The organism is Sutterella sp. KLE1602, from assembly GCF_001578585.1.
In the GTDB taxonomy this organism is placed as follows: Bacteria; Pseudomonadota; Gammaproteobacteria; order Burkholderiales; family Burkholderiaceae_F; genus Sutterella; species Sutterella wadsworthensis_A.
Window position 1 is genome coordinate 1 of sequence record NZ_KQ968550.1, and the last position, 11,150, is coordinate 11,150.

At 55.4% G+C, this 11,150-nt stretch carries 7 protein-coding genes; 4 read left to right on the forward strand and 3 right to left on the reverse strand.

Translation table 11 applies throughout. From position 1 onward, the window contains the following. Nucleotides 1–770: 770 nt before the first annotated feature. From traD to HMPREF3036_RS07455, 3 genes are all read right to left on the reverse strand, one after another. Entirely contained in the window at nt 771–2,819 is a 2,049-nt protein-coding gene (gene traD, locus HMPREF3036_RS07445; protein WP_062333127.1) for a conjugative transfer system coupling protein TraD, read from the reverse strand. A 33-nt stretch (nt 2,820–2,852) separates the two neighbouring features. Beyond that, nucleotides 2,853–6,314, reverse strand: a complete 3,462-nt coding sequence (gene mobH, locus HMPREF3036_RS07450; RefSeq protein ID WP_231853602.1) for a MobH family relaxase — start codon at nt 6,312–6,314, stop codon at nt 2,853–2,855. A 1,227-nt stretch (nt 6,315–7,541) separates the two neighbouring features. Next, nucleotides 7,542–8,684 carry a replication initiation protein gene (locus HMPREF3036_RS07455; protein WP_156469773.1) on the reverse strand — a complete coding sequence of 381 codons (1,143 nt, stop codon included), beginning with the start codon at nt 8,682–8,684 and terminating at the stop codon, nt 7,542–7,544. A gap of 250 nt (nt 8,685–8,934) precedes the next feature. On the opposite strand from HMPREF3036_RS07455, the gene HMPREF3036_RS07460 reads away from it, so the two are divergent. The 4 genes from HMPREF3036_RS07460 to HMPREF3036_RS07475 all read left to right on the forward strand — a co-directional run bounded on the left by HMPREF3036_RS07460 (nt 8,935) and on the right by HMPREF3036_RS07475 (nt 11,073). After that, a complete protein-coding gene (locus tag HMPREF3036_RS07460) occupies nt 8,935–9,216 on the forward strand; it encodes a hypothetical protein (protein ID WP_062333136.1) in 282 nt (93 codons plus the stop codon). 223 nt (nt 9,217–9,439) lie between these two features. Next, the gene (locus HMPREF3036_RS07470; RefSeq protein ID WP_156469774.1) at nt 9,440–9,721 is read left to right on the forward strand and encodes a hypothetical protein; all 282 of its coding nucleotides are present in this window, start codon (nt 9,440–9,442) and stop codon (nt 9,719–9,721) included. A gap of 286 nt (nt 9,722–10,007) precedes the next feature. Next, nucleotides 10,008–10,166: a hypothetical protein gene (locus tag HMPREF3036_RS11900; RefSeq protein WP_156469775.1), complete on the forward strand. Its 159-nt coding sequence runs from the start codon at nt 10,008–10,010 to the stop codon at nt 10,164–10,166. A gap of 160 nt (nt 10,167–10,326) precedes the next feature. Then, nucleotides 10,327–11,073 carry a hypothetical protein gene (locus tag HMPREF3036_RS07475; protein WP_062333145.1) on the forward strand — a complete coding sequence of 249 codons (747 nt, stop codon included), beginning with the start codon at nt 10,327–10,329 and terminating at the stop codon, nt 11,071–11,073. Nucleotides 11,074–11,150 lie beyond the last annotated feature (77 nt).

Sequence of the window (11,150 nt, forward strand, 5' to 3'; positions counted from 1 at the left end):
CGATTTGTTTTCAAATCGGACGGGGAGCAGTCACAAGTTCGTGCATTGCCCAACGCGGGATGATACTAGGAGAGCCTGCCATGGAGAAACTCTAAAGTTTAAGATGGAGAAATACCAAATTATCACTTGGCTTTTTTCTAAACTAAGATATGGCAAAATTATAAACTATCTGATGGAGAAAGTCTAAATTAGAGGTCGAAAAATACTGTACAACAGCGGTATTTGTCGATTAGCTTTTTGTGGCTAAAGAGGTGGAAAAATACCTTCCGGAACCGTGTGTTCTACCGCGTGGGAATGGTGTTTTTTGCTCTCTTAGCGTACGCCCTAGGCGCACACTCCTAACCCCTCTCTGCGGAACGACAGGTCGAACCACTTCGAAATGCGCAGGCGGAATGCGATGCGCAATTTCCTTTGTGCTAAGATGTAGGCATGGCGAAAGATCTCGTACATCTTCGCTAACCTCCAAAGCGCCCAGGGACACGAACCTCCGGGCGCTTTACTTTTGGTGGCTTTGAGTTCTCTGCCGGACGACAGGATGCCGCCAATTCTGTACGAACCCCATCCGATGCTCCATGGAGGCAGGCGAGCCGTCGACCCGACGCTCCCCGCAGGTCAGGTTCTACCGAACCCTCCCGAACAACGTGAGCCTTTCCCAAAAGCCGCGAGATTTCGCCTCCTCCCGATGTGCTTCGACTGCGACCTCACGCTCGATGCGTTCGATGTAGAAGTCGAGAAGTTCGGTCATACCCGCCGGCTCGCGAGCGAGAAGCTCATGCCTTGTATTCGCTCTTATCCTTCAGGATCAGAGGATAGCGGCCCTTGTAGATATGGCCGCCCGAGAGTGATGCGATGAATTCAAGGTTGGGGAGCATCCCGAGGAGCTGAGGCAGGAACAGCGGCACTTCCTCTTCGGCCATGCGTTCGCCGAGGCTGCCGCCGCGAGGCACGGGCTCGTGCACGGTTGTCGAAAGCCCCTGCGTGCGTTGGATAGACATCACCTTCGTCTTCGGAAGCGAATCCGCCACGAAGTTCTGCGTTTCCGTGTCGATGCAGCGCAAACAGATGCGGTTATTCAAGTTACCAAGGAGCTGATAGGCCCTGTCCTTTGAGCCCATGCGGGATACAAAGTCGGATAGCGTCTGAGTGGCCACGAAGAGCTTCAGATGTGCGCCACGGCCCTTGTTGAGAATTTGCAGGAAGGGCGCATTGACCACTTCCGCCGCTTCGTCAACGAAGATGTTGACGGTTCTGGGACCCGTCTTCTCATGCTTTTGGAAGAACTTGCCGACCAGCGGCATCTTGCCCATGAGGTTCTTTTCCGCCTTGGACGCTGTTTCCACTTCAGGTTCCAGCCCTTCGAAGTTGTATCGCGCACCGGCCACGCAGGCAAGGTCCGAGAGAAAGAGCGCTCCGATGGCAGAGCCCACCATGGGGTCTGACAAAGAATCGAGACCGACGTAGACGACATGGTTCCAGGCGATCAGGTCATTCGTATCGCGCCACGTGTTCTTCTGCTTTTCCTCAATGGATTCCGGAGGCGAAAGCATGTCGCCCAACACGCCCGAGGTGAGCATGGAGAGAATCGGCAGAAGCGACGTGATCATTTTCCCGAAGTGCTCCTTGTTGTGCGTGAACATCGAGACCAAGTCGTCAATGTCGGGATCGTGAGGCCCGTGCACTTGGTAATACTCGACCAGCGCCAGCGCCAGACTCTCCGAGTCATGCTTTTTCTGCGTGGCGATGAAGGTTTCAAGCTCCTGCACCTTCTCCGGCTTCGTACGCCGAAGATACGAGTTGAGCGCATCGACGACGAGGCCGGACACGGCTCCGGACCCGGTCCCGGCAAGGTAGTGCTTCAGATTCTTCAGCGTGGGATTTCGGTAGACGTTGCAGAGACCGTTGCAGATGGCGTTCAGTGCACCGAAGGCGAAGTTCTTGAACGGATCCGACTCCGATGCGGACGGGATAAGGGATGCGATGCGGTCGGCGATTTCCGAAGGTCTCGTCCAGTTGGCCAACAAATTGATGCGGATGGATTCCTTCGGGTGAGCCGGGTGGAACGACAGAAACTTGTCGCCTCGCCCCAGCATCTCGCAGGCTCGCTTGGCCTTGTCGCGCAGATCACGGTCCCCCTTCGGATCAATGATGAACACCGTCTCGCCGCGCAAAATCGCTTGAGAAATCAAGAGGTCAAAGCAACGGGTCTTGCCCGAGCCCGTCGTCCCGATGATGAGCGTGTGGCCTTCCGAGTGGGAAACTGGCTGAAAGACGTCCTCCTCCTTGTCGCCCACGCCGTGAATCCAAGTCTGGCCCTGTGCATCTGATATCCGCTTTTGGATTTCGAGATAGGTGTGCCGGGCCTTGAAGGGCCTGAAGAGGCAAAGCCAGAAGTGCTTGCGGATGAAACGGATGAGATAGAGCCCGCCCAAGGCTTCACGGTACGTCTTGTGCCAATCGCGCTTCAGAAGATCGTTCACGCGCTGCGCCTGCGTCTGTCCCCACGGGAACCCGCGTCCCAGCCACATGTCGCCCTTGTGCGTCGGATCGTTGAGAATGCGCTTGAGCTCTTCAAAGTCGATGTAGGGCAAAGGCGTTCCGGCAAGCCGAAGCGTCATGTGGTAGCGCCGCACGGCGGGTCGAAAACTCATGATGGCCATGACCGCGCAACAGAGCACGAACCCGAGCGTAGCCCCGTTCGCCCCCATGAAGTTTCCCCACATGAAGTACCAGATGCACCCGCCGAACCACGCAAGCGCTTCCCGCATCTCATAGTTTTGCCGCCAGGTTTCGTAGGCGGTCGGATCATAGTTCAAGCTCATCGCTCAATTTCCTCTTTCCCTGTCCACTTAGACTCATAGCACAAGCAGAACGTTGCCCGCCTTGCGGTCCCACTCGATGCGCGGGCGAACGTTGCCAGAGATCTTCTTGTCGATCACCATCTCCACCAAGTCCTCGTCAACGCCGCTCTCGACAATGGCCGCTGCGAAGCTCGATGAGGACGTGCGCCAGAAACCCGTCAGCGAATCCGTCGTCACACCGTCGGACAACCAGATGCCGATGCCGCGCTCCATCTGGCTCTGCATGCTTTCCACCATGTCTTCCGCAAGGGCGTACGCTTGATCCACATCGGATCGCCCGCCGGAACGCGCAGGAGCAGGCTCCTTCTTCGATACAGGCTTGCCCCGGCCCGTTGCCGGCAATCCTTCCCGGGATGTGTTCTGAACGCCGTCCTGCGTCGTTTTCAAGTGGCCAGAGGAAGAGGATCCGTCCTCTTCGTTCATCGCTTGTCTCCTGTTGCGCAGCAGAGGCTTTCCGTTGTCATCGAGCGGCTCGTTGAAGTACACCGTCTGATAGGCTGGGTTGTCGTCCGATGGCTGAACCTTGTCATCGGAAGCTACGACAGCCTCAGCAACCACGTCCTCTCCAGCATCCCCTGGAAAAGTCTCCGCCTCGATCTCCATGTCGGCATCTTCGACTTCCACGTCTCCATAGAGATAAGCCTCCTCGTCGTCCTCGTTCAGGCCGTAGGAAGAAGATGCGCCACCTGCGGTCCCGCCGCTCATCCTCGCAGCATCCTCATCGTCAATCGCCATGTCTTCGTACTCGATGCAGTCGTTCACGTCTGCGTACACGTTACCGGGTTCGAGGGACGCTTCAGGCCCTTCCAGGGATCCGGGTACCTGTTGTGCGGCATGAGCATCTTCCGCATCGGATTCCTCGGCGGAGTCATGGGGATCGGTCTGAGCTCCGTACGACGCATCAATGACGTCAATGCCGGCAGCGCTGCTGGGGGCTTTGTTCCCAATGCGAACTTCCGACCGCGAAACGGTCGTGCTGTTAACGTCATCGCTCCCGTTGCTGGCGTTGATGGCCATGGATCCAACGTCTGGACCAGCCTTGGCGTTTGAAATGGATTTAGCCCCTGTCGTTTCTGGAACGCCTCGGTCTCCTGCGATGTGTTGATGCACAGCCTCAATGTCCTTCGCGGAAGATGCCGTGGAGCCGCCCAACAGAGCGCCCATGTCGAACCCGGACTCATCGAAGCTCACGGTCGTTTTCTGAGCCGACATTCGTTCATGCCTGTCCGGTGCTCCCCGTCCGTCCTCTCGGATCGGTCGAACAACTTCGGCATCGGATGTTGCGCTTTCACCTGGATGGCTTTCGCGGTAAGGAAGGCCGGCCCCGCCAGCTCCTTCCAGTGCCGTTGACCCGGTCTCGGCTGCATGCCGGCCCGTTTTGCTCTCCGGAAGCACGTTGTTCGCAACGTCAGCATCCGAAACGGAATTGACCGTTTCTGTCGATGCAGCGGCAACGGAACCAGTGGCAACGTCTGCGCCGGCATCAACGCCATCTGCGCCCCCTCTTGCTTCCGAAACGGAACTCAGGCCATTCAGCACGCGGCCCGCCAGCGAACCGCTGCTGGCGCTCTGATCACTCTGGACCTTCTGGTCCTTCAGGTTCTTCTGACTCGCCTGTCCCCTGTGGCTGCCGCGTCCCCGCATCCCGCCAGGGAGCACACCGGCAAAGCCGTCGCTGCCGTCATTCTCATTCACGTTTTGAGCTTCCGACTCAGAAACGGGAGAGGAAGAGGGATCGGAATCCGTGCCGCCTGCTTCGTCAGCGGCGGATTGAGTGCCGGAGCCCGCAACGTCATCGCCCTCGCCGCTCACCACCGCATCTTCATAACGTCGGTCGCCCTCGAACATGTCGCCCCAGACCTCGCGTCGAATCGACTCGTCGATCTCCTCGCGTTCACGAAGGTGCTCTTCAGCCTCAAGCGCAAGCGCATTGACGTAATCCTCGGTGTACCCCGTCGCCTCTTCCTCCTCGCGGGAAATGCGCTGCACGGGCAGAAACTTCCAGCGGTCGATCCAAGCCTTCTTCGTCACGTCGTCGACGGCCAAGCCCTCGACAATCGCCTCAATGGCCGCAGGCGGCGTCGCATCGAAAATGAGCTGCGGATCCGCCAGACGGATGCAGTCGACCTGCATGTTGCCCAACACTATCGGCGTCACGCGCCAGAAGACGTTATGGGTGTTGGAAACCTCGTCGGAGTTGCGGATGGCTGCACCAGCATCGACCAGAACGGTCGCAAGCCTAAGCATGTCCGAAGGCAAGCTCTCAAACCCCATGTCCAAGGCTTGAGCACGCGCCTGAGCCACCACATCCTCCGACCAGACGATGTAGCAGCCCTGCTTGGTGTTGAAGACGCGGCTGTCGCGATCTCGGTTCGTGGTCCAAAAGGCATGCTGGATCAGTACGCGAATGGCCTTGAGCAACTGATCGCCCTGAGGGTGCGCAACGTTCTTGAATTCCGGTCGGATTTTGCGCTGACGCAATTGGTCCACACGGCGGCTCAGACCGTCGGCGTTGTCGAGGATCTTTCCGATCAGACCGCCCTCCTTCCCTTCGAGCAGCGCGTTTCGGAACTCCTTGAGCATCTGTTCCCCATACCCGGTCAGGCCGAGGAACGTGAACGTCTCCTTCGGAATCAACATCCCGCTGTTGGCCAACGAGGCGGACTTGTGGGCGTTGTGCTCTCTTCCCGGTCGGAAACTGATGTAGTAGCTCTTGATCCCGTTCTTGCGAAGCCAGTCGACAATCGGCTCATCCTGCACCCAGTGCTGTCCATTCGGGGCCGTGATGTCCATGTCGGTAAAGGCTTTCCCGATGTCGTGCGTGAGCGCAGTCAGCACCGCCGTCAGGATCCAGCGTCGCTTGTTCTGGTGAAGCTCCTTGGGCGAGGCGGAACGGTCGAAGATCGTCGTCTTCGCATCGTTGGCCGCGTAGTAGGCCACTTCGAGGCTGTGCGTGAACAAGCCGCCGTAACCTTGGTGATGGTCATACTCGGAAGCCGGCGTCAGGTGCACGATGCGTGCGAGATTCGTGATGACCGGCAGAAGGAACTTCTCGGATTCCTCTTCGGAAAGCGTCGTGGCGTAGCAGAGGTCCCGGATGAGCTTGCCATTGGCACGAAACAGATCGTGAACCGACAACGCCTCCACCGGATGCGGCGCGGGCGGCCACGCTGCGTCGATCTTGTCCGTCTCTGCCTCGGTCGGAATTTCGCTGAACTTCGGACACGCATCGTCAAGGATCTCGACCGTCTTCTTTTTCTTGAACGGAAGATGGCGATAAAGCCAACACGATAGCGTCACCGGCGAGATGACAACGTTGTAGACCGCGTTGATGGTTTGATCGACGTTCACACTAAAGCCTCGGGAAGTTAATCTGCTCATCCTGCCCGAGATCTCATTCGATGTTGGCACGCTGAAAAGCAGGTTTTGCTTTTCAGCCGAATCTACAAGCACCACGTTGAGCAAAATGTACGATTGCTCACCGAGATAAATGAACGATTAGACACCACGAGAGGTTGGCAACCACTGCCTGCTCACCCTTCATCCAAGTTCCCTCCTCAAACTCATCTCGCCTTCGATCAGGAGCCGAAGCCTGTGGAGACATGTAAGACCCGAACGATCGTCCGGGCTGTGTTGAAGAAGCAGGAAGCCTCGCCCGATTTGTTGGCAAATCGGACGGGGAGCAGTCACCAAAACGCGCTCATTCGCGCATAGCGCCTTTCTAGAACGACCTGCAAGGCACCCATCAAACCCCATCGCAAATGCGCGTGTAAGCGTTCTATCGACCTCTCAGGCCATATCCAACGATTGAGCGAGCATTTCTTCTCCCGAATGGCCTCTAGAGTTTTCTACGCCGCTGTCTGTGGTCGCAACCGCAGCAGTCTTACTTGCCCCTTCATTTCAACAGCCTCACCAAGGAATCTATAGTCCAAATTTCCCCTGTCACAGTGATGAATTTCATTGCCAAAGGCGAGAAAAATGTACGATTAGACACCACAGTCAGTAAAGATGACGGTGCAAGTTCTCGTTTTGGAACGAGCAAAATGTGTGACTGGTCAGTGCCTTGCTCTCGCAGTTCCCCTTATGACAACAAGTGGCCGGCTTTCGAGCGAAAGCCTTCCCTGCTTCCCTTGGCCACTTTTCTATCTTTCCAATCGGTTCCAAGTTCGAATTAGAAGTCACCCGGCAAACAGTGAGACCGTCATTTCCTTCGAACGAGGCAATCCCACCAGAGCCGTCATGCCTTTCGAGCAAAATGTTCGATTAGTCACCGCCCGTTCCGAGCAGCGTCTCCAAGCTAGGGGCATGCGAAACTCTCCGACATTCCACGCGGCGCTCTCTCGCGCGCGCACATGCGCATGCGTGCGAAGTTATAGAAACCTTAGTGTTTATAGATGGTTATGAATAATGGTTATAAATAATGGTTATAGAGCGCAAGAAGACCGCCTCTCATTCCCTGCGGCAGTAGTCTCTCCGCAGTTATCCACAACGAGATAAGTGATTGAAACTACGAAGATAAGTGGTTGGACCTACGAACCCCCACCGAGATAAGTGGTTGGAACTACGAACCACTACCGAGAAAAGTGGTTGGAACTACGAAGCTGTCGTGCTCAGGATGCAACAAAAAGGGGCGCAGGATTCAATGTTCGATCCAGCACCCCTGAGGCTCATCACACGTCTAAATTACTGAGGCTTGCCGCCACGTTTTTTGGCCATGATGATGTCTTTCGTAAAATAATCACCTTTTTCTTTCGGTATCGGTTCTCGTCCACTTGGCGGCCTTTTCCTCCAAATCCGAAGATAGCGTTTCTCGATTTCACCACGCGATGGTTTATAAAGCCAGTATGAGTGAATGATGTCATATCGGATGAGTTCATTCAGTGCCTTTTTGAGCTGCCTAGAAAATTCTTTCCACTCAGAGCTCAGACCGCTCCACTCCTTTAACTTGGCCAACGAGTGATTTTGCATGTTTTCGTGGCCAGAAAACAGAGCCTGTAGCTTTTTGGCCAAATCGTTTTTTTGTAATTTCTTCCGACTCTCCCAGTCAATCAGTCCGTATTCGTTGTGGCCGACGAGGGAGCGAATCTGGGGATCCAACTCAAAGCTGATTTCTAAGCCACGGAACCACGAATAATTTTGGATCAGACGCATCGTCTTGTAATTTCTTTGTGACGGAGAGAGTGCCGCCATCTTACGCCCCACCACCACAACATCCTGACCATCAGCGTCTAAACGATGAATGTACAACCCCGTCTCGTAAAGGCGAATCATCGTTTGCTCAAGGCGTACATAATTTTCGCCTCCCGCCGTTAAACCTAAACGATGCAGGATTTCGCTTGGAGTCGTGGTATGAGCCTTGCTGAAGTCACCCTGCGCCAAGGTGATGAGCATATGAAAGACGTCCCAATCGAACTGATACAAGGCTTGGCCTGTGTATTCAATGGCAACATTCTTGCGGCAAGCAAGAACCTCATTACGGAAATAACGTCGTTCTTGGATATTCGGGATGAAAACGCCAAAAAGACTTGAGTTGTCCAAGATATTGAAGGACAGCGTATTGGTGGAGTTCAACAGTGGAATGTCCAAACTGACATTTCCGAACACCTCCTTCGTTTTGCAATACGCTACCAAGGCTATCTGGTCACGAATGGCCTTGACTGAACCATCGCGATTCTCATAGTTTTGGCGGATGTCAATGTTCAGCTCCAAGGCTTCGCGCAACAACTCCTTCTTGAGAGAAGGCGAAAGGTTTGGCAAATCCTCAATCAAGCCTTCGCTTGTTGAATGTTTAGCAATCCACTCGTTAAGCGCATCAGAACGTTGCATGGCAAATCGGATAATTCAGTGAAGTTATCGCGACTTTACGGTCAACGAAGTTGACAAGTGGCACGCTAGAAAGCAGCTTTTCCCACTTGGCGTGCATTTTGGGCGGATTCTCGAAAAAAAAAGTGGCCAAGAAGAGTTCTCCTTGGCCGTTCGAGTTGGGTTCTGAAACATACGCCGACTGGTCGGCTCCGCTAGAATTTGTTCTGCGGGGTGAGCAGACAAAGCTCGCCTGCCTCCACGGAGCGTCGGATTGGGTCGGAAAGAATTGGCGGCGAAAGTCGCCATGGCGGATGTGCATGTTGCCTCCGTCAATATGCAAAAAGCCCAAACCGCGCCAACGGTAAGGGCTTTATTGCTTTTACGGAGAGGTAAGGCGATGTCGCAGCAAAAAGATTCGCCAAACTCCGCAGAAATAGTAGCACAGGCGAAAGCCGGGCGCGAGGGACTCGAACTGAATTTGCGGTTTCGGCTCTCGATTGCTTCGGTCGTAATCTCGCTACTTGTTTCCGCGGCACTCAAGCTGCTCGGTTAGTCCGACGCGATTAACGTCGTGTAAACAGCTTGAGGAGGACGTCCCGTTTGAGGCGTCCTCTGCCGCTCTTTTCGTTCCGAATACTGAACATCCGCCCGCGTTCAGCCTCCTCTTCTTCGCCCTCCTTATCATAGAAGCCATTCGCTCTCGCCAGCCGTCCTGTAGAATTCATTTCGCGGGGAGCGTCGGGTCGACGGCTCGCCTGCCTCCACGGAGCGTCGGATTGGGTCGGAAAGAATTGGCGGCGAAAGTCGCCATGGCGGATGTGCATGTTGCCTCCGTCAATATGCAAAAAGCCCAAACCGCGCCAACGGTAAGGGCTTTTTTGCTCTTTCAAGGAGGCATGGCGATGAACGTTCAACAAGACTCGCCAAACTCCGCAGAAATAGTAGCACAGGCGAAAGCCGGGCGCGAGGGACTCGAACTGAATTTGCGGTTTCGGCTCTCGATTGCTTCGGTCGTAATCTCGCTACTTGTTTCCGCGGCGCTCAAGCTGCTCGGCTAGTCCGACGCGACTAATGTCGTGTAAACAGCTTGAGGAGGGCGTCCCGTTTGGGGCGTCCTCTGCCGCTCTTTCCATCCTTGGTCGCTTCGGCGATTGGAGAGGTGATGCTACGCCCCAGATGACGGCATTCCCTTTCTGCCTCCAGTACAATTCGCTCCGATCTCTGTTGGGTCGCTTCGTCGGAAGGCCCAAGCCCCTGCAGCCATCTCCGGCCATGCGGGGTTCAGAAACGAAAAACGGCCCCGATGTGGTAGTTGGGGCCGTTGCACGACAGAGGAGACTTGCGATGAAACGCTTTACACCATCGCTTGCCTGCTTCCTCATTGTGTTGGGACAATTATGCCTCATGGGCGAGATCGAAATCAACCTCTCGGTTGATTTTTCGATTGAGTTGAGTGCTGTCCTGACACTTGCGGGAGCAGTGGTTTTCGCCAATCGAAAGTAACACACGAGTAGACTGGAAAACCTTTGGCCGCTTTTCTTCGGAAAGGCGGCTTTTCTTTGTTCTGGCAGAACAGAAAGCATTTTTCGCTTTCGCCCGCGACATCCCAAACAGAGCTCCGCCGTAGAGTCAACGAATCCATTTTGCAAAAGGATTCACCATCATGCTCAAACCTCTTAGCGCCGCCGCTCTTGCTTGCGTCGGCCTCACACTGGCTGGCTGTTCCAATCCGCCCGTCGTCATCCAATCCGATCCCGTCATCATTGAACATGAAAGGACGCTCGACCGCGTTCATAACCGTGATGCCTCAGTAGAGTTCTACGGCGAAAGCCGAGGCGGTGCTGCCGTTCGCAAGAACATGGCCGCCCACGTGCTCTGGAACGAACACTATGAAGCTGATGCGGCGGCTCTTGAAGTCAAGCGCCTCACCGAACTGGAAAACGAACGTCTGCTTGAAGCCGAACGTAAGGCAAAAGCGGAGGCCGAAGTGGCCAAGAAGAAGGCTCAGGCAACTCGCGACAGCAAGGATCGAAGCGTCTATGCGCTGAAAAAGGTGGACCGGAGCATCTATGCCAGGAAGAAGCCTGTCAAGACCGCCGCGCCTGCAGCCAAGAAGGCTCCGAAGTCCCCTGCTCCCAAGGTTGAGCATCCGGGACGGAAGATCCTGCAAGATCGACTGGTCCATAAGGTGATCGAGAAGGTTGAGCCGATCACTCCAAAGTCTCCTGCCTCAACGGCTGCCCCCGCCACAGCAACTCCGACTGCTTCCAAATCGGCTTTCCAGCCGAAGCCCGAGGTCACCGCCTCAATCCGCGTGAAGGACATGCCGGCCTCTCCGAAGGAAGTTGCCTCGGCCAAGGCAGAAGCTCCAACCAGCGACAAGGAATGCTGCACGGTTACTGCCAAATAGCCTGCCAACGCAATCTCGCAAAACGAAACGCCCCGAACGTGATCGTCAATAACCCCTGCCTAAAGGCAGAGGCTTGA